21 protein-coding genes, 1 pseudogene and 1 riboswitch are annotated in these 25590 nt (G+C 72.6%); of the genes and pseudogenes, 8 read left to right on the top strand and 14 right to left on the bottom strand.

The window, feature by feature from the left end; genetic code table 11:
• Positions 1-169: 169 nt before the first annotated feature.
• The gene (locus JXZ78_RS07660; RefSeq protein ID WP_030020814.1) at positions 170-1309 is read left to right on the top strand and encodes an acyl-CoA dehydrogenase family protein; all 1140 of its coding nucleotides are present in this window, start codon (positions 170-172) and stop codon (positions 1307-1309) included.
• Here JXZ78_RS07660 and JXZ78_RS07655 read toward each other — a convergent pair.
• From JXZ78_RS07655 to JXZ78_RS07640, 4 genes are all read right to left on the bottom strand, one after another.
• A complete protein-coding gene (locus JXZ78_RS07655) occupies positions 1246-1539 on the bottom strand; it encodes a hypothetical protein (protein ID WP_030020813.1) in 294 nt (97 codons plus the stop codon). The genes JXZ78_RS07660 and JXZ78_RS07655 overlap by 64 nt on opposite strands.
• A gap of 234 nt (positions 1540-1773) precedes the next feature.
• On the bottom strand, positions 1774-2910 hold the full coding sequence (locus JXZ78_RS07650) for a bifunctional 2-methylcitrate synthase/citrate synthase (protein WP_030020812.1): 1137 nt from the start codon (positions 2908-2910) through the stop codon (positions 1774-1776).
• Between the two features lie 123 nt (positions 2911-3033).
• Positions 3034-3939 carry a methylisocitrate lyase gene (gene prpB, locus JXZ78_RS07645; protein ID WP_030020811.1) on the bottom strand — a complete coding sequence of 302 codons (906 nt, stop codon included), beginning with the start codon at positions 3937-3939 and terminating at the stop codon, positions 3034-3036.
• Positions 3939-5531 (bottom strand): MmgE/PrpD family protein, encoded by a 1593-nt coding sequence (locus tag JXZ78_RS07640; RefSeq protein ID WP_030020810.1) that lies wholly within the window; start codon positions 5529-5531, stop codon positions 3939-3941. Before JXZ78_RS07640 ends, prpB begins: the two co-directional genes overlap by 1 nt.
• A 199-nt stretch (positions 5532-5730) precedes the next feature.
• Between JXZ78_RS07640 and JXZ78_RS07635 the strand changes: the two genes are divergently transcribed.
• A complete protein-coding gene (locus tag JXZ78_RS07635) occupies positions 5731-7191 on the top strand; it encodes a short-chain fatty acyl-CoA regulator family protein (protein ID WP_030020809.1) in 1461 nt (486 codons plus the stop codon).
• Here JXZ78_RS07635 and JXZ78_RS07630 read toward each other — a convergent pair.
• From JXZ78_RS07630 to JXZ78_RS07605, 6 genes are all read right to left on the bottom strand, one after another.
• Entirely contained in the window at positions 7182-7991 is an 810-nt protein-coding gene (locus tag JXZ78_RS07630) for an enoyl-CoA hydratase (RefSeq protein WP_030020808.1), read from the bottom strand. The two genes, JXZ78_RS07635 and JXZ78_RS07630, sit on opposite strands and share 10 nt — an antisense overlap.
• Complete coding sequence (gene mmsB / locus JXZ78_RS07625) at positions 7988-8893, bottom strand: 3-hydroxyisobutyrate dehydrogenase (protein ID WP_238782750.1); 906 nt, start codon at positions 8891-8893, stop codon at positions 7988-7990. The genes JXZ78_RS07630 and mmsB overlap by 4 nt, the downstream gene beginning before the upstream one ends.
• A 62-nt stretch (positions 8894-8955) precedes the next feature.
• Positions 8956-10026: an enoyl-CoA hydratase/isomerase family protein gene (locus JXZ78_RS07620; RefSeq protein ID WP_030020805.1), complete on the bottom strand. Its 1071-nt coding sequence runs from the start codon at positions 10024-10026 to the stop codon at positions 8956-8958.
• On the bottom strand, positions 10023-11234 hold the full coding sequence (locus JXZ78_RS07615; RefSeq protein WP_030020804.1) for an acyl-CoA dehydrogenase family protein: 1212 nt from the start codon (positions 11232-11234) through the stop codon (positions 10023-10025). Before JXZ78_RS07615 ends, JXZ78_RS07620 begins: the two co-directional genes overlap by 4 nt.
• A gap of 5 nt (positions 11235-11239) precedes the next feature.
• Complete coding sequence (locus JXZ78_RS07610; RefSeq protein WP_030020803.1) at positions 11240-12739, bottom strand: CoA-acylating methylmalonate-semialdehyde dehydrogenase; 1500 nt, start codon at positions 12737-12739, stop codon at positions 11240-11242.
• A gap of 205 nt (positions 12740-12944) precedes the next feature.
• Positions 12945-13117: riboswitch (cobalamin riboswitch) on the bottom strand.
• A gap of 85 nt (positions 13118-13202) precedes the next feature.
• The gene (locus JXZ78_RS07605; RefSeq protein ID WP_030020802.1) at positions 13203-14612 is read right to left on the bottom strand and encodes a short-chain fatty acyl-CoA regulator family protein; all 1410 of its coding nucleotides are present in this window, start codon (positions 14610-14612) and stop codon (positions 13203-13205) included.
• 399 nt (positions 14613-15011) lie between these two features.
• Here JXZ78_RS07605 and aceA point away from each other — a divergent pair, with 399 nt between their 5' ends.
• A complete protein-coding gene (gene aceA, locus JXZ78_RS07600) occupies positions 15012-16310 on the top strand; it encodes an isocitrate lyase (RefSeq protein ID WP_030020801.1) in 1299 nt (432 codons plus the stop codon).
• Positions 16311-16350: 40 nt separating this feature from the next.
• Positions 16351-16476, top strand: a pseudogene (locus JXZ78_RS07595) (3-hydroxyacyl-CoA dehydrogenase family protein); the annotation flags it as partial.
• Between the two features lie 514 nt (positions 16477-16990).
• On the opposite strand, the gene JXZ78_RS07590 reads toward JXZ78_RS07595, so the two are convergent.
• The 4 genes from JXZ78_RS07590 to JXZ78_RS07575 all read right to left on the bottom strand — a co-directional run bounded on the left by JXZ78_RS07590 (position 16991) and on the right by JXZ78_RS07575 (position 21488).
• Positions 16991-18007, bottom strand: a complete 1017-nt coding sequence (locus JXZ78_RS07590; RefSeq protein ID WP_238782736.1) for a zinc-dependent alcohol dehydrogenase — start codon at positions 18005-18007, stop codon at positions 16991-16993.
• Positions 18004-18966, bottom strand: coding sequence for an inositol monophosphatase family protein (locus tag JXZ78_RS07585; protein ID WP_106968812.1), 963 nt, complete (start codon positions 18964-18966; stop codon positions 18004-18006). Before JXZ78_RS07585 ends, JXZ78_RS07590 begins: the two co-directional genes overlap by 4 nt.
• Positions 18963-20231: an aspartate aminotransferase family protein gene (locus tag JXZ78_RS07580; protein WP_030020798.1), complete on the bottom strand. Its 1269-nt coding sequence runs from the start codon at positions 20229-20231 to the stop codon at positions 18963-18965. The genes JXZ78_RS07585 and JXZ78_RS07580 overlap by 4 nt, the downstream gene beginning before the upstream one ends.
• A gap of 666 nt (positions 20232-20897) precedes the next feature.
• Positions 20898-21488 (bottom strand): HAD family hydrolase, encoded by a 591-nt coding sequence (locus tag JXZ78_RS07575; protein WP_030020797.1) that lies wholly within the window; start codon positions 21486-21488, stop codon positions 20898-20900.
• 164 nt (positions 21489-21652) lie between these two features.
• On the opposite strand from JXZ78_RS07575, the gene JXZ78_RS07570 reads away from it, so the two are divergent.
• The 4 genes from JXZ78_RS07570 (at position 21653) to JXZ78_RS07555 (ending at position 25564) form a co-directional block, all read left to right on the top strand.
• Positions 21653-22411 carry a DeoR/GlpR family DNA-binding transcription regulator gene (locus JXZ78_RS07570; RefSeq protein WP_030020796.1) on the top strand — a complete coding sequence of 253 codons (759 nt, stop codon included), beginning with the start codon at positions 21653-21655 and terminating at the stop codon, positions 22409-22411.
• Positions 22412-22582: 171 nt separating this feature from the next.
• The gene (locus JXZ78_RS07565; protein WP_050502573.1) at positions 22583-23842 is read left to right on the top strand and encodes an MFS transporter; all 1260 of its coding nucleotides are present in this window, start codon (positions 22583-22585) and stop codon (positions 23840-23842) included.
• On the top strand, positions 23839-24324 hold the full coding sequence (locus tag JXZ78_RS07560) for a PTS sugar transporter subunit IIA (RefSeq protein ID WP_030020794.1): 486 nt from the start codon (positions 23839-23841) through the stop codon (positions 24322-24324). Before JXZ78_RS07565 ends, JXZ78_RS07560 begins: the two co-directional genes overlap by 4 nt.
• Before the next feature lie 403 nt (positions 24325-24727).
• A complete protein-coding gene (locus JXZ78_RS07555) occupies positions 24728-25564 on the top strand; it encodes a vWA domain-containing protein (protein WP_030020793.1) in 837 nt (278 codons plus the stop codon).
• Positions 25565-25590: the final 26 nt, after the last annotated feature.

Below are 25590 nucleotides of genomic sequence, written 5' to 3'. Positions count from 1 at the left end.
AGAGCGCGATACGGCCCGGCGGCGCGGGCGGTACCGCACCGTTCACCGGCGCCGCAGCACCACAGCGCCTCTCAGCACGCCGCGCCACAGCACCCCGCAGCACTCCGTACCGCACCGCCCCGAGCGACCCGCCCGGCCACACTCCGGGCCCGAGACGAGGGAGCCGCCCGTGACCGCATTCGCGCTGGAACCGGAGGACCGGAAGTGGTGCGCCGAACTGCGCGCCCTCGCCGCCGGGCGGCTGCGCCCGCTGGCGGAACGCGGCGAACCCGGCCGCGTCAACCGTCCCCTGGTGGCCGCCCTCGGCGAACTCGGCCTGCTGCGCCGCGTGTTACCCGCCGAGGGTCCGGTACGCGCCCTCGACCTGTGCCTGCTGCGCGAGTCGCTGGCCCAGGAGTCGACCGAGGCCGAGACCGCGCTCGCACTCCAGGGCCTGGGCACGTACCCGGTCGTGCAGTCCGGAACGGCCGCCCAGCGGGACCGCTGGCTGCCCGAGGTGGTCGCGGGCCGCGCGGTGGCCGCCTTCGCGCTGAGCGAGCCGGCCGCGGGCTCCGACGCCGCCGCGCTCACCCTGGCCGCCGAGCCGGACGGCCCGCCGAGCGCCGGCCGCTGGCGGCTCACCGGCGAGAAGTGCTGGATCTCCAACGCGCCCGAGGCCGACTTCGCGACCGTCTTCGCCCGCACCGGCGGCGGCGCGGGCTCCCGCGGCATCACCGCCTTCCTCGTCCCGGCCGGCCGCCCCGGCCTGTCCGGCACCGCGCTGGACATGCTCAGCCCGCACCCGATCGGCACCCTGACCTTCGACGGCGTCCCGGTCAGCCGCGACGACGTGGTGGGCGAGGTGGACCGCGGCTTCGGCGTCGCGATGCGCACCCTGAACCTCTTCCGTCCCAGCGTCGGCGCCTTCGCGGTGGGCATGGCGCAGGCCGCCCTGGACGCCGCCCTCGCCCACACCGCGGAACGCACCGCCTTCGGCGGCCCGCTCAAAGAACTCCAGTCCGTATCCCACCAGCTCGCCGAGACGGCCACCCGTATCGAGGCCGCCCGCCTCCTGGTCTACGCGGCCGCGGCCGCGTACGACAGCGGCGCCCCCGACATCGCCAAGCGCTCCGCGATGGCCAAACTCCTGGCCACCGAGACCGCCCAGCACGCCGTGGACACCGCCGTCCAGCTCCACGGCGCCCGCGCCCTGCGCCGCGGCCACCTCCTGGAACACCTCTACCGCGAGGTGCGGGCACCCCGCATCTACGAGGGGGCCACCGAGGTCCAGCGGACGGTCATCGCGCGGGAGCTGTTCCGGGAGGGGTGATCGCCGGGGTACCCGTCCTCCTGCGGTTCCTCTCTCAGCAGCGCCCAGGTGTGCGGGTCCAGGACGTCTTCGAGGCCGAGACGGGAGAGCTCCGCGCCGTTGCGTCCGAGAGCCACGACGAGGGTACGGAGCCCGGCGCGGGCGGACCGCCAGGCGATGACGAGTGTGCGCCGTCCGCACCCGTCGATCCGGCGGTCACCGACGAGAAGGTGACGGACCTCCCGTCCCAAGTGGACCTTCGCGCAGCCGATCCAGGGAGCAGCGCCGACGGAGTACGGCGGGTCACGACGGTGGGCGAGGCTGAGCGCGCCCCCCCGTTCCCGCCGGCGCCGAGCACGCCGGCCTCGTCGGCTTCCGCCACCGGGCCGCTGCTTCCGCCCATGTGACACCACTGTCCGCCATGGCGCTCGACGATCACGATGTACTCCCGTGCTCCCGCCGCCCTCGGCGACCGCACGTCCGGCTCACGCCACCCCCGGCACCACCCGCTGCCCCGGCCCGTTGTACGCCCCCAGCGGCCGGATCAGCGCGTTGTGGGCGAGCTGTTCGGTGATGTGGGCGGTCCAGCCGGTGATGCGGCTCATGACGAAGAGCGGCGTGAAGGTGGGGGCGTCGAAGCCCATCAGGTGGTAGGCGAGGCCCGCCGGGTAGTCCAGGTTCGGGTGGATGCCCTTGCGCCGCAGTACCGCCTCGCGCAGGGCCGTGTGCGTCGCGGCCAGCCGGGTGGCTTCGGGGGTGCCGCTCAGGGCCACGAGGCGGTCGGTGGCCTCCTGCATCACCGGGACGCGGGAGTCGCCGTGCTGGTAGACGCGGTGTCCGAACCCCATGATCTTGCGCCGGTCCGCCAGGGCCGCCGCCAGCCATGCGTCGGCGCGCTCCGGGGTGCCGATCTCCGTCAGCATGCGCATCACCGCCTCGTTGGCGCCGCCGTGCAGCGGCCCCTTGAGGGCGCCGATGGCGGCGGTCACCGCACTGTAGAGGTCGGAGAGGGTGGAGGTGACGACGCGCGCGGTGAAGGTCGAGGCGTTGAAGCTGTGTTCCGCGTACAGGATCAGCGAGACCTCGAAGCAGCGGACCACCTCGGGCTCCGGGACCCGCCCGGAACACATGTGGAAGAAGTTCGCCGCGAAACCCAGCCCGGGGTCGGGCCGCAGCGGGGCCAGGCCGCGCCGCCTGCGGTGTTCGGCGGCGACCACGACCGGGAGCTTCGCCAGCAGGGAGAGGGACTTGGCGCGGAGGGCGGCGGTGCTGCCGTCGTCCTCGGCCGGGTCCTCGGCGCCGAAGAAGCTGACGGCGGTGCGCAGCACGTCCATCGGGTGGCAGCTCTCCGGGAGCCGGGCGAGCAGGTCGGCGGTGGTGCGGTCCACGGGGCGCAGGGCCCGTTCGCGGGCCTGGAACGCGCGCAGTTCCGCGGCGTCGGGGAGGTCGCCGTACCAGAGCAGGTACGCCACCTCCTCGAACGATCGGTGCGCGGCGAGGTCCTGCACCGGGTAGCCGCGGTAGGTGAGGGAGTTGGTCTCGGCGATCACGGTGGAGACGGCGGTGGTGTCGACGACGACACCGGCCAGGCCGCGGTGGATCTCCGGTGGGGTGGTGGTCATGGAAGCCTCCGGTGCGGGGCGGTCGCGGGGTGGGAGTGCGCTCGGGCGGCAGTGGGCGCGGCCGTCGGCGGAACGCGGTCGGTCGGCGGGCGGCGCTGTGTGCGGCCGTCGGCGGGCGCGCGTTCAGTCGCCGGGCGGGAGCGTGAAGTCGAAGACGGCCGAGTCGAAGGCCGCGTACTGCTCGTAACCGAGGAGTTCGTACAGGCGGGAGCGGGTCTGCATCCGCGGCAGCAGCGCCTCCTGCGTACCGCTGGCGGCGAGGGTGCGCAGGCCGTCCTCGACCGCGCCCATCGCCAGGCGCAGCAGGGTGACGGGGTAGAGGGCGATGTTGTAGCCGAGCCGTTCGAGGGTGGCCGCGCCGAGCAGCGGGCTCTTGCCGAACTCGGTCATGTTGGCCAGCAGGGGCACGTCCACGGCGGCCCGGAACGCGGCGAACTCCGCCTCGTCGCGCAGCGCTTCGGGGAAGATCGCGTCGGCGCCCGCGTCCACGTACGCGCGGGCCCGGTTGACGGCCGCGTCCAGGCCCTCCACGGAGCGGGCGTCCGTACGGGCCATCAGCAGGAAGTCCGGGTCGCGGCGCGCGTCGGCGGCGGCCCGCAGCCGGCGCGCCATCTCCTCGCGCGGCACCACCGCCTTGCCGTCCAGATGACCGCACCGCTTGGGGTTGACCTGGTCCTCCAGGTGCAGCCCGGCCAGCCCGGCGTCCTCCATCAGCTGGACGGTCCGGGCGGCGTTCATCGGCTCGCCGAATCCGGTGTCCGCGTCGATCAGGGCGGGCAGACCGGTGACCCTGGTGAACTGCTGGGCGCGGGCGGCGATCTCGGTGGAGGTGGTCAGCCCGATGTCGGGCAGCCCCAGGTCGGCGGCGAGCACCGCGCCGGACAGGTAGCAGGCGTCGAAGCCGGTGTCCTCGATGAGCTTCGCGGAGAGCGGGTTGAGCGCGCCGGGGACGCGCAGCAGGCGTCCGGAGGCGAGCTTCTCGCGCAGGTCACGGCGCCGTCCGGCGGCGGTGGTGCGGGTGTGCAGCATCAGAACAGGCCCTTCGGGAGTGCGGCGTCGTACGCGGCGAGGGCGTCGGCGTCCACGGCGGGGAAGAGGCCGTCCAGCCCGGGTCCGTCCAGCCCGGGTCCGTCCAGTTCGGGTCCGCCCAGCCCGGGCCCGTTCGGCGCGGGACCGTCCAGTCCGGCCCCGTCCAGCCCGGACAGCCCGTGCGCCGCCGCCAGGAACCGGTCCTGCGCCTCGCCCGTCACGACGCCCTCGGCCAGCGTGCGGAACTTGGCCGCGTAGTCCTCCCGGCTGAAGGGCCGCGCCCCAGCCGGATGCGCGTCGGCGACCGCCAGCTCGTCCTCGATCACCGTGCCGTCGGCCAGCGTCACCACGGCCCGGCCGCCGAAGGCGCGCCGCTCCGGGTCCGGGTCGTGGTAGCGGCGCGTCCACTCCGGGTCCTCGACGGTGCTGATCTTCCGCCACAGCTCCACGGTCGCCGGCCGCGCGGCGCGTTCGGGCGCGTACGAGCGTTCGTGGTGCCAGCCGCCGTCCTCCAGCGCCACCGCGAAGATGTACGGCACCGAGTGGTCCAGCGTCTCGCGGCTCGCGTGCGGATCGTACTTCTGCGGATCACCGGCCCCGGAGCCGATCACCTGATGCGTGTGGTGGCTGGTGTGCAGGACGATCTTGCGCACCTTCTCCAGCGGCCCGGTCCGCTCCCGCAGCCGCCGCGCCAGGTCGATGACGGCCTGTGCCTGGTACTCGGCGGAGTGCTCCTTGGTGTACGTGTCGAGGATGGCGCGCCGCGGCTCGCCGGGCTCCGGCAGAGCGACCGTGTACGCGGCGTCCGGGCCGTCCAGCATCCAGGCCAGGAACCCGTCCTCGCCCTCGTACACGGGGGAGGGCGAGCCCTCGCCGCGCATCGCCCGGTCCACCGCCTCGATCGCGGCCTTCCCGGCGAAGGCCGGGGCGAACGCCTTCCAGCTGGAGATCTCGCCCTTACGGGACTGCCGTGTCGCGGTCGTCGTGTGCACGGACTGCTGCACGGCCTGGTACACCACCTCGGTCGGCAGCCGCAGCAGCGCGCCGATGCCGCACGCCTGCGCCGCGCTCAGATGGGCGACATGGTCGATACGGTGCCGGTGCAGGCAGATGCCCCGTACGAGCGCGACATGCACCTCGTACGCGGCGATGATGCCGCGCAGCACGTCCGCGCCGCCGCGCCCGGTGTGCTGCGCGACGGCCAGCAGCGGCGGGATGCTGTCGCCGGGGTGGGCGTAGTCCGCGGCCAGGAACGTGTCGTGGAAGTCCAGCTCCCGTACGGCGGTGCCGTTGGCCCAGGCCGCCCACTCGGGCGATACCCGCAGGCCGCCCGCCCCGAAGACCGCGGCGCCCGGAGCGCCCGGATGCGGCCTGGCCTGGGCGCGGGCCACGGCGACCGGGCGGCGGCGCAGCGAGGCCATGGCCACCGCGGCGTTGTCGACGATCCGGTCGGCGGCCATCGCCGCCGCGGCAGGGTCGAGGTCGGGGGCGTCCTGGGTGCCGGTGGCGACGGCCGCCAGCTTCCAGGCCAGCTGTTCCTCGCGCGGCAGCCGGCCGGCGCTGGGGTGGACACGTACCTGATGGTCGATCACGGGACTCCTCGGAGGCGGTGCGGCGTGCGGCGTCCTACGCTGCCGAGCCTGCCCCGCAGCGGGCCCCGCCGCGACCGCTCCACCCTGCGGATTTCCTCCCGAGCCGGGCTGCGGATCGGCGAACGTTGCGAATCCTGCGGATGCTACGTTCGCAAGCAGCGACGGAACGACGGCGCACGCGACGAAGGGGGGCAGCGGTATGACACGACCGCCCGTCCGCAAGATCTACGCGCACGCCAAGCTGCGCAGACTCCGGCGCGAGCACGGCCTCAACCAGGTGCAGCTCGCCCGCGCGCTGGGCATCTCCACCAGCTACCTCAACCAGATCGAGCAGAGCCAGCGCCCGCTGACCGCCCCCGTCCTGCTGCGCATCGCCGAAGTCCTGGGCGTCGACGCCGAGTACTTCTCGGAGGCCGACGAGGAACGCCTCACCACCGACCTGCGCGCCGCTCTCGGCGACGAGGCGTGCGGCACCCCGCCGCCCGCCGAGGAGATCGCCGAGGTCGCCCGCGACCACCCCGAGGTGGCCCGTGCCCTGGTCGCCCTGCACCGCCGCTACCGCTACGCCACCGAACAGGCCGCCGCCCTCGCCGGACCGGGCGACCACACCGTCCTGCCGCCCGCCGAACCGCACGACGAGGTACGGGACTTCTTCCACGCCCACCACAACCACGTCGACGCGCTGGACACCGCCGCCGAACGCACCGCCGCCGAACTGGGCCTGCGCCCGGCCCGAGCGGCCGACGCGCTCACCGCCCGCCTCGCGGAACGGCACGGTGTACGGGTCGTCCAGGCCGCCCCCGGCCGGTCGCCCGACGTCCGCCGCTACGACCCCGAAGCGGGCCTGCTCTTCCTCTCACCCTGGCTCACCGAAGGCCGCCGCGCCTTCCAACTGGCCACCCAACTGGCCTTACTGGAGCAACGCTCCCTCCTCGACACCCTCACCGCCACCGCCCGCCCCTCCTCGCCCGAATCCGCCGCCCTCACCCGCATCGGCCTCGCCGACTACTTCGCGGGCGCCCTCCTCATGCCGTACACCGCCTTCCACGCGGCCGCCGAGGAACTGCACTACGACATCGAACTCCTCCAGGCCCGCTTCGGCGTCGGCTTCGAGACGGTCTGCCACCGGCTCAGCACCCTCCAGCGCCCCGGCCGGCGCGGCATCCCCTTCGCCTTCCTGCGCGTGGACCGGGCCGGCAACATCTCCAAACGCCAGTCCGCCACCGACTTCCACTTCTCCCGCCTCGGCGGCACCTGCCCCCTGTGGACGGTCTACGAGGCGTTCGCCGCCCCCGGCCGCGTCCTCACCCAGGTCGCCGAGATGCCGGACGGCAAACGCCACTTCTGGATCGCCCGCACCGTGACCCGCGGCGGCTTCGGCCACCACGCCCCCCGCGCCGACTTCGCCGTCGCCCTCGGCTGCGAACTCCGCCACGCCCACCGCCTCGTCTACGCGGCAGGCATCGCCCTCGACGACCCCCGGGCAGCCACCCCCATCGGCCTCGGCTGCCGCCTCTGCGAACGCCGCGACTGCGCCCAGCGCGCCCGTCCCCCGGCGGGCGGCCGCCTCGCGGTGGACCCGGACCGGCGGACGCATGTGCCGTATCCGGTGGTCGGGGCCCGCCCCGGCGCGGCGGGCCCCGAGGACGCTCACCGGTGAGTGAACTCCGCCGCCCGCTTCTCCACGAACGCCGCCATGCCCTCCTTCTGGTCCGCGGTGGCGAACACCGCGTGGAACAGGCGGCGCTCGAAGCGCACGCCCTCGGCGAGGGTGGTCTCGAAGGCGCGGTTGACGGCTTCCTTGGCCATCATCGCGACCGGTGCCGACATCGACGCGACCTGTTCGGCGACGGTGCGGGCCTCGGTCAGCAGGTCGGCGGCCGGTACCACCCGGGAGACCAGTCCGGCGCGCTCGGCCTCCGTCGCGTCCATGGTGCGGCCGGTCAGGCACAGGTCCATCGCCTTGGCCTTGCCGACGGCGCGGGTGAGCCGCTGGGAGCCGCCGATGCCGGGGATGACGCCCAGCTTGATCTCGGGCTGGCCGAAGACTGCGGTGTCGGCGGCGAGCAGGAGGTCGCAGAGCATCGCCAGTTCGCAGCCGCCGCCCAGCGCGTGGCCGGCCACCGCCGCGACGGTGGGCGTGCGCAGCGCGCCGAGGCGGTCCCAGGCGGTGAACCAGTCGCTGAGGTACATGTCCATGTACGACCGCGGGCGCATCTCCTTGATGTCGGCTCCGGCGGCGAACGCCTTCGCCGAGCCGGTGATGATGATGCAGCCGATGTCCGGGTCGCTGTCCAGTTCCTCGGTGGCCGCCACCACCTCGGTCATCACCTGGAGGTTGAGGGCGTTGAGCGCCTTGGGGCGGTTGAGGGTGAGCGTGGCGGTACGGCCGGTGCGCTCGACGAGGATCGTCTCGTACGGGTGGGTACGGTCGTCCACGGGCGTGGTGCTGTCGGTCATGCGGTCGTCGTTCCGTTCTGCTCGGATGCCTGTGTGTCCACGCCGCCGCCGGAGCGCTGCCGGATGGTGCGTACGATCCCGGAGAAGTCCTCCGCCGCGCCGTCCCCCTCGGCGAACGCCGCGTACAGCTCGGCGGCGCGCAGGCCGAGTTCCGCGTCCACGCCGGCGGCCCGGACCGCGTTGGCGGCCAGGCCCAGGTCCTTGGCCATCAGCGGTGCCGCGAAGCCCGGCCGGTAGCCGTGGTTGGCGGGGCTGCCCGGCACCGGTCCCGGCACCGGGCAGTTGACGCTCAGCGCCCAGCACTGGCCGCTGGCGGTGGACGCCACGTCGTACAGGGCCTGGTGGGACAGGCCCAGGCTCTCGCCGAGGACGAACGCCTCGCTGACGCCGATCATCGATATGCCGAGGATCATGTTGTTGCAGATCTTCGCGGCCTGCCCGGCGCCCGCCGCGCCGCAGTGCACGGCCTTCTTGCCCATCGCCGTGAGCAGCGGCTCGGCGCGCGCGAACTCCGCCGTGCCGCCGCCCGCCATGAACGTCAGCGTGCCGGCCTCGGCCCCGACCACACCGCCCGAGACCGGTGCGTCCAGCGCCTGGTGACCGGCGCGTCCGGCGGCCTCGTGGGCGGCGCGGGCGTCGGCCACGTCGATGGTCGAGCAGTCGACGAACAGGGTGCCGGGGCGGGCCGCCGCGAGCAGCCCGCCGTCCTGGTAGAGGGCCAGGACGTGCCGTCCGGCGGGCAGCATGGTGAGCACCACGTCCGCGTCCGTCACGGCGGCGGACGCCGAGGCGGCGGGCTCGACACCGGCCTCGGCGGCCGCCGCCAGCGCTTCCGGTACGAGGTCGAAACCGGTCACCCGGTGACCGGCCTTGACCAGGTTGGCGGCCATCGGGCCGCCCATGTTGCCGAGTCCGACGAAGGCGACGGTGGCGGGCGCGCCGCCCTCCTGCCGGGTCTCCGTGCTCACCAGGGCACCTCCTGCGTACCGGCACCGTCGGCGAGCCCCAGTTCGCGGGCGCCGAGCGGGGCGAAGAACCGGGCCACGGCCTCGTCGGTGACCTCGGCGAGGGTGGCGGGGGACCAGCGCGGCGCGCGGTCCTTGTCGATCACCTGCGCGCGGATGCCCTCGACCAGGTCCGGCGAGGCCAGCGCCGCGCACGAGACGCGGTACTCCTGGTCCAGGACCCGCTCCAGCGGCCCCAGGCCGCGGGCCCGGCGCAGCGCGGCCAGGGTCACCTTCAGCGAGGTGGGGGACTTGGCGAGGATCGTCTCGGCGGCCTCCTTGGCCTCCGGGACGCCGCTGCCGAGCAGCCGGTCCACGATCTCCTCGACGGTGCCGGCCGCGTAGCAGGGGTCGATCCACTCACGGTGGGCCGCCAGTTCGCCCTCTGGCACCTCCTGTACGTACCGGGGCAGTACCTCGGGCACCGGGGCGGCGGCGAGATCCGCCGGCAGCCCGGCCACCCGCTCCGACGGGACGAAGTGGTCGGCGAGTTCGCACAGCAGCGCGTCCCCGGCCCCCACCGGTGCACCGGTCAGGGCCAGGTGCGTGCCCAGTTCCCCGGGCGCGAGCGCCAGCAGGTACGTGCCGCCGACGTCCGGTACGAAGCCGATGCCGGTCTCGGGCATGGCGACCTTGGAGCGCTCGGTGACGATCCGTACGCTGCCGTGCGCCGAGACGCCGACGCCGCCGCCCATCACGATGCCGTCCATCACGGCGACGTACGGCTTGGGGAAGCGCGCGATGCGGGCGTTGAGCCGGTACTCGTCGCGCCAGAACGCGGCGGACGCGGCCCCGCCCCCGGCCCGCGCGTCCGCGTGGATGGCGCGGATGTCGCCGCCCGCGCACAGTCCGCGCTCGCCCGCACCCGTGATCACCACGGTCTCCACCGCGGGGTCGCGCTCCCACGCGTCCAGGGCCGCGTCGATCCGGCGCACCATGGCGTGGTCGAGGGCGTTGAGGGCCTTCGGCCGGTTGAGCGTGAGGTACGCCGCGCGGCCCTCGGTCCGCAGCAGTACGGAGTCGTCGGTCATCGGGCGGCCTCCGCCCCGGCGCGGGCGCCGCCGCCCTTCGCCCCGGTCAGCCCGCGGGCCACGATCACACGCATGATCTCGTTCGTCCCTTCCAGGATCTGGTGCACCCGAAGATCGCGGACGATCTTCTCGATGCCGTACTCACTCAGGTAGCCATAGCCCCCGTGCAGCTGCAGCGCACGGTCGGCGACGGCGTAGCCCGTGTCGGTGGCGAACCGTTTGGCCATGGCGCACAGCTGGGGCGCCTGCGGGTCGGCGCGGTCCAGCGCCTCGGCCGCCTGCCGCACCAGCGCGCGGGCGGCGGCCAGCTCGGTCGCCATGTCGGCGAGCCGGAACTGCAACGCCTGCGCCTCCAGCAGCCGCCCCCCGAACGCCTCCCGGTCCGCGAGGTACGCCTGCGCCGCGTGCAGCGCGCTCTGCCCGCCGCCGAGGGAGCAGGCGGCGATGCCGAGGCGGCCGCCGTTCAGCCCGCTCATCGCGATACGGAAGCCGTCGCCCTCCGCGCCGAGCCGCCGGTCGGCGGGGACGCGCACCTCGTCGAGGATCACCTGCCGGGTCGGCTGCGCGTTCCAGCCCATCTTCTTCTCGTTGGCGCCGAACGACAGCCCCGGGTCGCCCCGTTCGACGAGGAACGCCGAGATGCCGCCAGGGCCGTCCTCGCCGGTACGGGCCATCACCACGTACACCTGCGAGGTCCCGGCACCGGAGATGAACTGCTTCACGCCGGTCAGCACATAGGCGTCGCCGTCGCGCACCGCACGCGTGCGCAGCGCCGCCGCGTCGGACCCGGCGCCCGGCTCGGTCAGGCAGTAGCTGCCCAGGTCGGCCATCGAGCACAGGCCGGGCAGCCAACGGGCGCGCTGCGCGGCGTCGCCGTACCGGTCGATCATCCAGGCGACCATGTTGTGGATGGAGAGGTAGCCCGCGATGGACGGGCAGGCGGTGGCCAGCACCTCGAAGACCAGCACGCCGTCCGCGCGGCTCAGCGCGGAACCGCCGCACTCCTCGCGTACGTAGATCCCGCCGAGCCCGAGCCCGGCGGCCTTGCGCAGCACGTCCACGGGGAAGTGCTTGTCCTGGTCCCAGGCCACGGCGTGCGGCGCGATGTGCTCCTGCGCGAAGTCCAGCGTCGTCTCGACGATGGCGAGCTGGTCGGCGGTGAGGGAGGTCAGCGAGGCCGCCGTGGCGGCGGTGGTCATGACGCTCATCGCGCTCAGCCCATCGTCGGGATGGTGAAGCTCGCGCCCTCCTTGACCCCGGAGGGCCAGCGCGAGGTGACGGTCTTCGTACGGGTGTAGAAGCGGATCGCGTCCGGGCCGTGCTGGTTCAGGTCGCCGAAGCCGGACCGCTTCCAGCCGCCGAAGGTGTGGTACGCGACCGGCACCGGGATCGGCACGTTCACGCCGATCATGCCGGTGTCCACCCGGCGGCTGAAGTCCCGCGCGGTGTCACCGTCGCGGGTGAAGATGGCCACGCCGTTGCCGTACGGGTGCTCCGTGGGCAGCCGCAGCGCCTCCTCGTAGTCCGCCGCCCGTACCACCGACAGGACCGGGCCGAAGATCTCCTCCTGGTAGATCCGCATGTCCGGGGTGACCCGGTCGAAGAGCGACGCGCCGGCGAAGAAGCCGTCCTCGTGGCCGGGCAGGGTGAAGCCGCGCCCGTCCACGACGAGTTCCGCGCCCTCGGTGACACCGAGGTCCACATAGGCGCGGACCCGGTCCAGCGCGTCACGGCTCACCAGCGGCCCGAAGTCGGCGTGCGGGTCGTCGGAACGGCCGATGCGCAGTGTGCCGACCCGCTCCTTGAGCCGTGCCACCAGCGCGTCGGCGGTCTCCTCGCCCACCGGTACGGCGACCGAGATCGCCATGCAGCGCTCGCCCGCCGAGCCGTACCCGGCGCCGACCAGCGCGTCCACCACCTGGTCGAGGTCGGCGTCCGGCATCACGATCAGGTGGTTCTTGGCGCCGCCGAAGCACTGGGCGCGCTTGCCGTGCGCGGCGGCCGTCGCGTAGATGTGCGCGGCGATCGGCGTCGACCCGACGAAGCCGAGTGCCTCGACGCGCGGGTCCTCCAGCAGCGTGTCCACCGACTCCTTGCCGCCGTGCACGACATTGAGGATGCCCGGCGGCAGGCCCGCCTCCAGGAACAGCTCGGCGAGCCGCAGCGGTACGGACGGGGCCCGCTCGGACGGCTTCAGAATGAACGCGTTGCCGCAGGCGATGGCCGGCGCGGCCTTCCACAGCGGGATCATCGCCGGGAAGTTGAACGGGGTGATCCCGGCCACCACGCCGATCGGGCGGCGCAGCGAGTGCACGTCGATGCCGGTCCCGGCGTTGTCGGTGAACTCGCCCTTGAGCAGGTGCGGGATGCCGGCCGCGAACTCCACCACCTCCAGGCCGCGCTGGAGGTCGCCGTGCGCGTCCGCGACCGTCTTGCCGTGCTCGCTCGACAGCAGCCGGGCCAGTGACTCGCGCTCGCCCTCGACCAGGCGCAGGAAGGTGAGCAGCACGCGGGCGCGCCGCTGCGGGTTCCACTCGCCCCACTCGGGCTGGGCCGCCGCGGCGTCGGCGATCGCGGCCGTCGTCCCGGCCCGGTCCGCCAGCGGGACCCGGGCCTGCACGGTGCCGGTGTTGGGGTCGTACACATCGCCGTAGGCACCCGATGTTCCCGGTACGTGCTCGCCGCCGATGAAGTGGGTCAGTTCTCGGACCATGGAAGGCCTGCTCTCGTCAGGTGAGATCCGGGGATGGCACGGCCGGGCCCACGGGCGGCGCGGGTGGCGCGCGGACCGTGGCGGGGCCGTGGGACGCGAAGGCGTGGAACCGTCAGCGCGCGGGCGGTGCCGCGGGCCGGGCCGGATCACCTGGGCTGGGGGTACGCACCGGTGCCATGCGTGTCTGCTCCATCCTCGTGGACAACACGGAACAACACCCGCGGCCGGTATCCTGGCTTCCGGATCACCGTGCGCCGCCCGCCTTCCCGACGCACCCGCGTCAGTGGCGTGTTGCTCGACGTCGCACTCCCCGGTCACAGTGGCGGGACCACGCCGGATTCGCACCGGCTTCCCTGCACCGCGGGCCTACGGCACGAACATATAGTTGGACGTCCTAGTAAGTCCAGGGGTGCCGGTGATCCGCCAGGGCCCCGGACGAGGCTGCGGCGTCCGCGTACGTCCGTCAGCCCTCCCGCACCGGGTACGGCACGAACGTGCTGCTGTTCTCGTCGATGGCCAGCGCACGGCCGAGGGGCGGCACGGCGCGCTGCGGGCACTCCAGGCGTTCGCAGACCCGGCAGCCCATGCCGATCGGGGTGGCGGCGCCGGCGTTGTCCAGGTCGAGGCCGTCGGAGTAGACCAGCCGGGAGGCGTGCCGGATCTCGCAGCCGAGGCCGACGGCGAAGGTCTTGCCGGGATCGCCCCAGCCGCCGCGGTGCCGGGTGACGGTGCGGGCCGTCCACAGATAGCGGCGGCCGTCCGGCATGGCGGCTATCTGTACGTGGATACGGCTGGGCGCGGTGAACGCCTCGTAGACGTTCCACAGCGGGCAGGTACCGCCCGCCCGGGAGAAGTGGAAGCCGGTGGCGGACTGCCGCTTGGACATGTTGCCGGCCCGGTCGACGCGGACGAAGGAGAACGGGACTCCGCGCCGGCGCGGCCGTTGCAGGGTGCTCAGCCGGTGGCACACCGTCTCGTACCCGAGGCCGAACCGGTCGGTCAGCCGCTCGATGTCGTACCGCAGCTCCTCGGCCGCGGCGTGGAACGGGCCGTACGGCAGCACCAGCGCCGCCGCGAAGTAGTTGGCGACCCCGATCCTCGCCAGCGACCAGGCCGTCGTGCCCTCCTCGAAGTCCTCGGAGGCGAGCCGCGACAGCTCCTCGCCGGCCTCCAGCAGCGCCAGCTGGGTCGCCATGCGGAAGGCGCGCTGCCCGGGCCGCAGCCCCGCCGACAGGCGCAGCACCCGGGCGGACGGATCGTAGTGGTGCAGCGGCCCGTCGGGTGTGTCGACGAGCCGTATGCCGTGCCGTGCGGTGAGCCGGGCGGTCAGGGCGCGTCCCACCTCACCGGGGCGGACACCCAGCTCGGCGGCGAGTTCCTCGGCGGCGGTGTCCGCCTCGTGCAGATAGTTCTGCCGCCGGTAGAAGAACTCGCGGATCTCCTCGTGCGGGGAGAGCGGCGCAGCCGGATCGGTGCCGCCGCCGTCCCGGCCCTCCGCCACCTCCGCCAGCCGCTCGGTCAGCGCCAGGTTGCGCCGCCCGAGTCCGAGCAGCACCGACGCCACCGCGGGTTGCCGGGAGGCGAGTTCGGACAGGTCGGTGGGGGAGACCCGGCCGGCCGCCAGCTCGTCGGCCAGCGCCTCGCGCAGGTCGGCCAGCACCCGGCTGGTGTCGCGTTCGGAGAAGAAGCCGGGGTCCACCCCGAAGGACTCGGTCAGCCGCAGCAGTACGGGCACGGTCAGCGGCCGGGAGTCGTGCTCCATCTGGTTCAGGTAGCTGGGCGAGATGGCCAGCAGACGGGCCAGCGCGGCCTGGCTCAGCCCGCGCTCCTCCCGCAGCCGGCGCAGCCGCGCCCCGGCGTAGATCTTGCTCATGGTGCCCCCTCCGTCGCTGCCGCCCGGCTCACCCTAGCCGCCGTACGGCTGCCACGGGCCTTCGCAACCTTGGCAGAAGGGCGGCACAAGATGGGCAGAACTTGGCTACGGTCCACCGTTGATGGCACGTAGTGCCACTGTCAGAGTCGGCAGTGCGGCCCCCGGCAGCATTGCTCACCCCGCCACCGGGACCTCCGGCGGGCCGCACCTCAGCAGTTCGTGGCGCTGTTACGGCACCGGGTGCACCGGGTGCACCCGGTGCCGAGAATTCGCACCCTTCACCAGCAACCCACCTCAGCAACCCACCTCAGCAACCCACCTGAGCAACCCACCTCAGCGACCCACTTCAGCAGTCCACCACCCAGCACAGTGGTCCGAGCGAACAACCGGGAGATGGTCATGGCACAGGCAGGCACCGAGACGGCCGAGGAACTGGCCCGGCGGTGGGCGACCGACCCGCGGTGGCAGGGCACCACCCGTACCCACAGCGCCGCCGACGTGCTGCGGCTGTCCGGCAGCGTCCGCGAGGAACACACCCTGGCCCGGCGCGGCGCCGAGCGCCTGTGGCGCCAACTGCACGAGCAGGACTACCTCCACGCCCTCGGCGCCCTGACCGGCGGCCAGGCAGTGCAGCAGGTCAAGGCGGGACTCCAGGCGGTCTACCTCTCCGGCTGGCAGGTCGCCGCCGACGCCAACCAGGCCGGCCACACCTACCCCGACCAGAGCCTGTACCCGGCCAACTCGGTGCCGCAGGTGGTGCGCCGCATCAACAACGCCCTGCTGCGCGCCGACCAGATCGCCACCGCCGAAGGCGCGGGCACGGATTCCCCGGCGGGGGGCACCGACTGGCTGGTGCCGATCGTCGCCGACGCCGAGGCCGGGTTCGGCGGCCCGCTCAACGCCTTCGAGCTGACCAAGGCGATGATCGAGGCGGGCGCGGCCGGCATCCACTACGAGGACCAGCTCGCCTCCGAGAAGAAGTGCGGCCACCTCGGCGGCAAGGTCCTGGTGCCCACCTCCCAGCACCTCCGTACCCTGGGCGCGGCCCGCCTGGCCGCCGACATCGCCGATGTGCCGACGGTGATCGTCGCCCGTACCGACGCTCTCGCCGCCAACCTGCTGACCAGCGACGTCGACGAGACCGACGCCCGCTTCTGCACCGGGGAGCGCACCGCGGAGGGCTTCTACCGCGTCGAGAACGGCATGGCCCCCGCCATCGCCCGCGGCCTGGCGTACGCCCCGTACGCGGACCTGCTGTGGATGGAGACCGGCACACCCGACCTGGCCCAGGCCCGCGAGTTCGCCGAGGCGGTCCACGCGCGGTACCCCGACCAGCTGCTGGCCTACAACTGCTCGCCCTCCTTCAACTGGAAGGCGGCCCTGGACGACGACCAGATCGCCAAGTTCCAGCGCGAACTGGGCGCGATGGGCTACCGCTTCCAGTTCATCACCCTGGCCGGCTTCCACTCCCTCAACCACGGCATGTTCGACCTCGCGCGCGGCTACGCCGAACACGGCATGACCGCCTACGTCGACCTCCAGGAGCGCGAGTTCGCCGCCCAGCAGCACGGCTTCACCGCCGTCAAGCACCAGCGCGAGGTCGGCACCGGCTACTTCGACCTGGTCGCCGGCGCCGTCAACCCGGCCTCCGAGACGACCGCGCTGCGCGGCTCGACCGAAGAGGAGCAGTTCCACTAGGGACGGCTGCTGAAGACGGTCCCAGAGGCGGTCTTGGAGCGCGCCGTCCCTCTACGACGAGTTCGAGGAACCGCTGTACGCCCCGCCGCCGCTGCTCCAGCGCATGGCGGCGGCGGGGCTGCTGGGGCGCAGGACGGGGCGTGGGGTCCACACGTACGAGACCTGACGGGCACTGAGTACGCGTGCCCCCGCCTCTGAGTACCCGCCCCGATACCGTGCCGTGCCGTTGCGGGCAGGCTGGGGATCATGAACGCATCAGCCCCTTCGTCCGCCGCCGCCGACCTGTCGTCGTCCGCGCCCGATCCGTTCGCACCGTCCACGACCGCGCTGCGGGTGTTCGCCGCCCTCGGCATCCCGCTGCTCGGCGTCGCGTACGTGCTGTTCGCGATCGTGGTCCTCAACCAGGCGTACAGCGGTGACGGGGCGAGCGGGCCGCTGGTGGGCGTGGCCCAGACGGTCATGTGGCTGTCCCTCGTCTCCGGTCTGACCGCGCTAGCCGTCCCGATGAGCTACCGGGCACGGCGCAGCACCGTGTGGGTGCAGTACGCCCTGCTCGTCGCCGGCCGCCGTCGACTTCTCCTGACGGTGCTTCCTGACGGTCGTCCGGCCGACGGCTCTTCCATCGACGGCTCTTCCGGCCGGCCTCGCGGGCCGGCCGGAAGAGTCCGGGGCCGGACCTGTCACTCCGGTACGAGCACCACCTTGAGCGCGGAGTACGGGGTCTCGGGCGCCGCGGCCAGCGCGGCGAACGCCGCCTTGTGCTCCTCCAGCGGGAAGCGGTGGGTCACCAGGCGCTCCAGCGGCAGCCACCGGGCCAGCTCGATCGCCTTCGGGAACACCTGGCTGTTGTAGTCACCGGCCCCGATGATCTGCAGTCCGCGCTGAAGGATCTCCAGCGGCCGCACGGTGGCCGACGCCTTGCTGTTGTAGCCCATGATCACCACACGGCCGCGGACCGCGGCGTAGCCCAGGCTCTGCTCCAGCAGACTGCCCACGGTGTCGACGACCACGTCACCGCGCCCGGCGAGGTCCGGGTCGTCCGGCGTGTGCACGGTCACCCGGCCGTCACCGTCCCGCGCGAACACCGTGCGGCACAGCTCCTGCCGGTACGGGTCCGGCTCGATCAGCAGGACCCGGGCACCGTAGTGCCGGGCCGCCATCGCGCAGACCACGCCCACCGGCCCGCCGCCGACGATCACCGCGGTCTCGCCGGCCTCCAGCCGGCCCGCCTCGATGTTGTTCAGCGCGCACGCCAGCGGCTCCACGACCACCGCGCGGTCGAAGTCCATGCCCTCGGGCAGGGTGTGGACGAAACGCTCGGGCAGCCGGATGAACTCGGCGAACGCGCCGTCCAGGTCGAGCCCGACCTCCGTACCGGCCTTGTTGGCACAGAAATCCCAGTGCCCGCGCAGGCACGACGGGCAACCGCCGCAGTAGAGCGTCGGGTTGATGATGACGCGGTCACCCGGTTTGTGCGCGGTCACCGCCGATCCCACCGCGTCCACGGTGCCGACCGCCTCGTGTCCCATCACCACACCCGGCTCGGCGGGGAACTTGCCCACCAGCACACTGCGGTCGGTGCCGCAGATGCCGGTCTGCACGACCCGTATCACCACGTCGGTGGGCGCCGAGGCCGCCGGCTTCGGATGGTCGACCAGCGACACCGCGCGCCGCTCGTTCAGGATCAGGGCCTTCATCGGGTTCCTCCTGCGCTGGTGGGGGCGGCGCCGGGGAGGTCCCACCGGATGGCGCCGAGCAGTTCCTTGTGCAGCTGGGGGGTGGCCGCCGCGATGCACGACTTCTGGTTCATCGGGTCCAGGTCGAGCAGCTGGGTGGTCCCCAGGTCCGCGCCGTACGCGTCGGTGATGGTGACCCCGGCGCGCTTGGCGAGGTAGGCCGCGGCGGCGATGTCGTACGGGAACAGGTGCAGGATCGAGCCGCGCCCGGCCGCGAGGAAGTCCGCCTCGGTCGCCGGGTGGTCGCGCAGGACGCGGTTGCCGATGTCCACGTACGCGTCGAGCTGGCCGGTGATGATGCGGGAGATCGAGAAGGTGGCGCTGTTGAACACGAAGATGCCGCCGGTGTTGGCGGACCGGTCCACCAGATGCGCGTAGGCCGCCGTCATCAGGTGCATGGGGTGGCCGTTGAACTCGATCGACCAGAACATCTTCGCCGGGTCAATGGTCCGGCTCAGCCGGGGCAGCGCGTGCGGGAAGCCGCCGTGCGTCAGCCCTTCGTCGTCGTCACCGTAGATCCACGCCCCCGATTTGATCTCCAGCAGGTACGCCGCGGTGACGTCGTCCAGCGTCGGCGCGGGCCCCGCCAGCGGCGCCGCGGCGATCGAGACCATGCCCATCTCCAGTCCGGCCGAGGTCGGCCGGGTGCCGTCGATGGGGTCCACGACCAGCACGTACCGCGGGTCGGGGGCCAGCTCGACCAGCGAGCCGTCCTCGGTGTAGACCGCGAGCGGTACGTCCGCGTGCTCGCGCAGATACGTCAGCACGGCCCGCTCGGCCACCTCGTCCACGTCGAACTGCGCGTCGCCGCCGGGGGAGTCACCGTGCACCTGCCGGGCCAGGCCCCGGTCGGCGTAGGCCGTCAGCTCGGTCCTGACGTGCTGCCCCAGGCCCGTCAGCAGGCTCTTCAGCCGGGTCATGCGGCCAGCTCCGCGCGGAAGAGGTTCTCCAGGCGGTCGCAGAGCAGCTCGGCCTGGTCGAGGGTGAGGATCAGCGGCGGCCGGATCTTGAGGACATTGCCGTAGCCGTACCGGGAGGTGCGCAGGATCAGTCCGTGCTGCCCGGCCGCGCTCGCCAGGTGGTTGGTCAGCTTGACGGCGGGCTTGCCGTCGGGGTGCGCGATCTCGAAACCGATCATGAGGCCGACGCCGCGCACGTCGGCGACGGCCGGGTAGCGGGTCCGCATGTCCGCGAGCCGGCCGAGGATGAGGTTGCCGGTGGCCCGGACGTTGGCCAGGAACTCCGACTGCCGGACGATGTCGAGGGTGACGTTGGCCGCCGAGGCCGCCAGCAGGTTGGCGCCGTAGGTGAAGGAGTGGTGGTTGGCCGGCAGGCCCGCCAGCCGCTCGTTGGTCAGGATCGCCGCGACCTGCGCGCCCGAACCGCCGAGCCCCTTCGCGGTGGTGATGGCGTCCGGCTCCACGTCGAAGTGCTGCGCCGCGAACATCCGGCCCGTACGGCCGATGCCGGTCTGGATCTCGTCGAAGATCAGCACGATGTCGTGCTCGTCGCAGAAGGCCCGCAGCTTCTGGAAATAGCCGTCCGGCGGGACGATGTTGCCGCCGTTGCCGGAGATCGGCTCCACCATGATGGCGGCGACCTGCCCAGTGCTGGCGTACTCCAGGAAGTCCTCGATGCGGTCCACGCACATCATCCCGCAACTGCCCTGCTGCTGCCCGTAGAAGCAGCGGAAGCAGTACGGGTCCGGCACCTGGAGGGTGCGCGGGAAGAGCGAGGGGAACGGCTCCTTGCGGAAGGCGTTGCCCGACATCGAGGTCATCATCATGGTCTGCCCGAGGTGGCTGCGGAAAAGGGAGATGACCTCCGAGCGTCCCGTGGCGTGCTGCGCCATCTTGATGGCGCCCTCGTTGGCGGTGGAACCGCCGGAGACCTTCGGGTGGACCTTGGTCAGGTTGCCGGGGGAGACCTCCACCAGCCGGCGCACCAGGCCGTTGATCGGGTCGCTCTGCACGGAGGAGGTCAGGTGGGTGAAGACGTCCAGCTGGTCCTTCATCGCCTGGATGACCGCCGGGTGGGAGTACCCGAGGCTGAGGTTGAAGGTGGCGGAGGCGCAGTCGAGGTATTCGTTGCCGTCCTCGTCGTAAAGGTAGACCCCTTCGCCGCGCACCATCTTCTGGGCGCTGACCGGGTAATAGAGCAGATCACGTACGTTGGTGGCGTCCATGAACAGTTCTCCTCGAAGAAGACATGCTGTTGCCGGGCATGGGTGACGGGATGCGCGGGCACGCCGGTCCGGCCCCTGACGGGCGCCACCCGGGCGGGCCCTGAAGGCCGGCCGGTGGCGGGGAGGTGGCAGGGGTGGCGTGCGGTCCGGTGGTGGGCCCGGACACCGCGGGGTGATCGGTCCCCGGCCGGGCACTTCAACTTCTGACGCCATCGACACTAACAGTCAGCATGTTCGTTTTGCTTGATCGTCTGTGAATCGGCTGGAATGCATCAGATCGGTGTGCGGGCGGGGCTGGGGGAGAAGCGCTGATGGTGCGCGTGAGCTGGGGGAACGGGGTGCCGCGGGGGAGGGGTGGAGTTCGGCCGGGCGGTGGCGGAGTTCCTTCGCCGGGGCCGCGGGAGACTTCGACAAGGCTCTAAGGGGCGACATACGAAGAGTTGGAGTGTTCGTTTCACGTCCTTACGCAAATTTCAAACACTGTTGATGAGAACTTGGGCGGTGGGTTTGTTCGGGGTCGTCGGGCTGTCGGGCGGGCGCGTCACACGACGAGGCGCCGGGGCGGGAGTGTCAGGTCCCCCGCCCCGGCGCCGGTATGGAAGGGCGCGCCGGGCGTCCGCCGTCAGTGTGGCGCCGAGCAGTACGGCACCGAGCAGCGCGGCGCCGTCAGCGCAGCGCCGGGCGCAGCTCCGCGAGCGACGTGAACAGGTGGCCGCGCATCCCCAGGGCCTCGGCCGCCCGTACGTTGTCCGCCCGGTCGTCGACGAACAGGACGCGCTCGGGCGGCAGGCCGAACGCCGTACCGCACCACGTGTACGCGCCGGGCTCCGGCTTGGCGTGCCCGATGCGACAGGAGAAGGCCAGGACCGAGAAGTGCTTCAGCCACTCCTGGGTCTCCTCGTAATGCGCCGCCAATTCTTCCGGAATGTTCGACAGCAGACCGATGGTGGTGCCGCTGTCCGCGAGTTCCGCGACGCATTCCACCATCTCGTCGTCGATCCGGCTCCAGCTCGCCACATCGGCGGCGATGAGTTCCGCGACGCGCTCCTCGTCGAAATGCGTTCCGAGCGCTTCGGCGACCGCCCGCCAATACTGCGCACCGTTCTGGTCACCGCGGTCATAAGGCTGACGCAAGCCCCAGTAACTGTCCCAGAAAGCGGCGCCGGACCGTCCGGCCGTCTTCTCCAGCCGGGCGTAGGCGGCGGGGGACTGCTGCCGGGCGATCACGCCGAACATGTCGAAGAGCACCGCCGTCATGCCATCACCTCTCCGGAAGCCGGTCCCGTACGCACACAGTGTGCGTGTGAGTACACACGCGCCATGGTCGGATGTCAACCGTCGTTTCCCCGACAGGCCGGGAAGCCCAACGGGCGGAAGGGAACCAACTCGCAGCGGGCGTGTTGATGTGCTACATCAGCGGCATGAATGTCTCCGAACGCCACCGGTTCATCCTGGCCCTCCTGGCCGAGCGCAACCGGGCCTCCGTGGCCGAACTCGCCCGCTCCACCCAGACGTCGGAGATGACCATCCGCCGGGACCTGGAACTCCTGGAATCCCGGGGCGCGCTCCGCCGGGTGCACGGCGGCGCCGTGACCGCCCTGCTCAGCGGGGTGGAACCGCCGTACGCGGTACGGTCCATGGTCGGCAGCGAGACCAAGGCCAAGCTGGCGGACGTGGTCGTGCGGATGCTCAACGACGGGGAGACCGTCGCCCTGGACACCGGCACCACGGCGGTGGCCGTCGCCCACGCCATGGCGGGCCGCCGGCTCACCGTCACCCCGCTGTCCCTGCACGCGACCATGCCGCTCGCCGAGCACGAGGGCATCCGCCTGCTGCTCCCCGGCGGGCAGGTCAGGCCGGGGGAGCTGTCCTTCTACGGGGAGACGGCGCTGCGCACCTTCGAGGACCTGCGCTACGACACCTTCATCCTGGGCTGCTGCGGGGTGGACGCGGCCAGCGGCGCCACCGCCTACAGCCTGGACGACGTGCACGTGAAGCGGGTCGCGGCCCGGGCGGCGCGGCGCATCATCCTGGTGGCCACCGCGGAGAAGCTGGGGCGGGTGGCGCTCGGCAGGATCTGTTCGGTCGAACAGCTCGACGTGGTGGTGACCGACGCGCCCCAGGGCTCGACGGTGGTCGAGGAGATGCGCGCCGCCGGCGTGAACATCGTGCACGTGTGACGCCCTGCCGGGCCTGGTACGGCGAACGCCGCTGCGGCGGCCCGGAGTTGGGCGGAGTCCGGCGCCCACCTGCCACCTGCCGGCGCCGCCGCTCCCGGCCCGCCCCGGAACGCGCCGGAAGTCCCCGAATGCCCTTACGCACACACCAAGTGTGCGTTATGGTCAGCCGTGATGAGTGAAACGACTGCCTCCACCACCGGGTCGCCGCCGTCGCGGCGCTTGCGTACGGCGCGTGCCTGCACCTTCGTGGCTTTCGCGCTCAACGGTTTCGTCATGGGGATGTGGATCGTGCACATTCCCGCGATCGAGCACCGGGTCGGCATCACCCATGCCGTCCTGGGCTGGCTGCTGCTCTTCCTGGGCGGCGGCGCCTTCGCGGGCATGCAGCTCTGCGGGGCGTTGGCCGACCGGTTCGGCAGCCGCGCCATCGTGCTGGCCGGCGGCGCCCTGTGCAGCGCCACGGTCGTCCTGCCCGGCCTGGCGGACTCGCCGTGGACCCTGGCGGCGGCCCTGCTGGCGCTCGGGTTCGGTAACGGCTGCCTGGACGTCAGTATGAACACACAGGCTGTTCAGGTGGAGCGCGGTTACGGCCGTCCCGTCATGTCGGCCTTTCACGCGGTGTTCTCGGTCGGCGGCGTCATCGCCGCCCTGATCGGCGCCCGCACCATCAGCTGGGACTGGCAGCCCTCCCTCACCCTCGCCGTCGTGGCGGCGGCCGGCGTACTGATCACCCTCGCGCTGGTGCCGGGCATGCTGCCCCCGGAGCACCCCGCACCCGCTCCGACCGGCCCGAAGACGGCGGAACCCGGCTCGCCGAAGACGTCGGCCCCGGCCGCCAGGCGCCGTACACCGTCGCAGGTCTGGGCACTGGGCGTGCTCGCCTTCATGCTCATGCTGTGCGAGGGCGTGGCGAACGACTGGAGTGTGCTGCATCTCAAGGACGTGCTCGACGCTCCCGCCGCGACCGCGGCCCTGGCGTACGGCGGCTTCTCCACCGCCATGACCGTGGGCCGGTTCGTCACCGACCGGGTGGTGGCCCGCTTCGGCCGGGTCTTCGTCGTACGGTACGGAGCCGGCCTCGCGGCCCTCGGCCTGGCCCTCGCCTCGCTCTCCCCCTGGGTGCCGATGGCTCTCCTCGGCTGGACCCTTTTCGGTATCGGCCTGTCCGGGTGCATTCCGCAGTTCTTCACCGCGGCGGGCAATGTCGACCCGGCCTCGTCCGGAGCGAATGTCTCCCGCGTGGCGGGCATGGGATATGTCGGAATGCTCGCGGGGCCCGCCATCATCGGACCGCTCACCCACCTGGTCCCCCTGAACCTGGCCTTTTTCCTGCCCGTCGCCTTCTGTGTGGCAGCGGTGTTCTCCGCCGGAATTCTCCGCCCGGCCCGCAGGACGACGACCGCTCCCGAACCGGAGCCGGCCGAGGCATGACCCGCACCCGTACGGTGGCCGGCGGCACCGGCAGCCTCGCCGACTACCTGGACAAGCAGCGCATCCACCCCCGCGCGCAGGCCGCCACCAGGGACGAACTCCTCGAAGCCCTGGCCGGCGGCCTGCACACCGCGGGCGCCCTCGGCGACGTCCGCGCCTTCGTCCGCGCGGTACGCCTGCGCACGGCTCAGGGCGCCAACGGCTTCCACGGCATCGCCCTGTTGTCCGCCCGGAGCCGGGCGGTCAACGCCCCGGCAGCCGCCTTCGCGCGCGTACCGGCCGAACTCGACTGGCGCGGGGCCGACGACCGCCCGGTCCGCGACGTCTTCCTCCTCGCGGCCCCCCGCAAGCTCAGGGACACCCGCTGCGTACAGGCGTACTCCGTCCTCGCCCGCCACACCGCCCACCCGGGCTTCCGCAACATGCTGACGGCAGCCCGCACCACAGACGACCTGTACGAACTCTTCCGCCTCATCCGCTGAACTCCCTCGGCCGGGCGGCCCCGTACGCCCTACGCCCACCCCCGCTCGTCCCCCACGCGCAGCGCCTCCATCCGGTTACGGGCCCGGGCCGTCCCGCACGGCTGCGGCCCGCCCCCGCACGGCCCGGCCCCATTCGGGCGTTCACCCCCGTACGCCAGAGATCCAGTACTACGATGCCACCGGGGGATCTCGTGGGGGGATCTCGCAGAAGTGAAAGCGCGGGGGAGCGGGGCCTGGCAAGGACCCGGATCCCCGGCCTGCGCCGCTCCGGAACCGGAACGTCACCACGCCGCCGCGTCCCTTCCGACGTCATCCTCCCGGCGCCCCTGGCCTTCCCGCTTTCCTTGCCCTCGTCCCCGTCCCCGTCCCCGTCTCCGTCCTCGCCATCCGCCGGGAGCGCAACGTGCCGTACACGGCCGAGATCAGCCGCAGCAATCCGACGAGCATCATCTTCCTCGTCGACCAGTCGACCTCGATGAGCGACCCCATCGGCGGGGAGGTCCCGCAGCAGAAGGCCGACGTGGTCGCCGACGCCATCAACCGGCTCCTCACCGAACTGTCGGTCAAGTGCGCCAAGGAGGAAGGCGTACGGGACTACTTCCACGTCGCCGTCATCGGCTACGGCGCCACCGTCGGCTCGGCGTTCGCCGGCTCGCTCGCGGGCCGGGACATCGTCCCCCTCAGCGAGGTGGCGGACAACCCGGCCCGGGTCGACGAGCGGAGCAAGCGGGTGCCCGACGGCGCGGGCGGCCTGGTGGAGACGACGGTCAACTTCCCGCTGTGGATGGACCCCGTCGCCAGCGGCGGCACGCCGATGAACCGGGCCTTGCGGTACGCCGAGAACCTCGTGGCCGGCTGGACCGAGCGCTACCCGGCCGGCTTCCCGCCGATCGTCATCAACCTCACGGACGGCGAGTCGACCGACGGCGAGCCCAGCGCGGCCGCCGAGGCCGTCACCGCGCACGCCACGGCCGACGGCGCCGCTCTGCTGTTCAACCTGCACGTCTCCGCCGCCGGGGGAACACCCACCGCCTTCCCCGACACGGCCGACGGGCTCCCCGACAGCTACGCCCGCACCCTCTTCGCCATGTCGAGCCCGCTGCCCGCCCACATGCGCGCGTACGCCGCCTCGCAGGGCCGACGCGTCAGCGAGACCACCCGCGGCTTCGTCTACAACGCGGACATCACCTCGGTCGTCCAGTTCCTCGACATCGGCACCCGCGCCACCGAGCTGCGGTGACCGCTCCGCCTTCCTGCGTGTACGTC

The sequence above is a fragment of the Streptomyces monomycini genome (assembly GCF_022271435.1).
GTDB lineage: Bacteria > Actinomycetota > Actinomycetes > Streptomycetales > Streptomycetaceae > Streptomyces > Streptomyces monomycini.
This window is presented reverse-complemented; position numbering and strand designations above follow the sequence as displayed.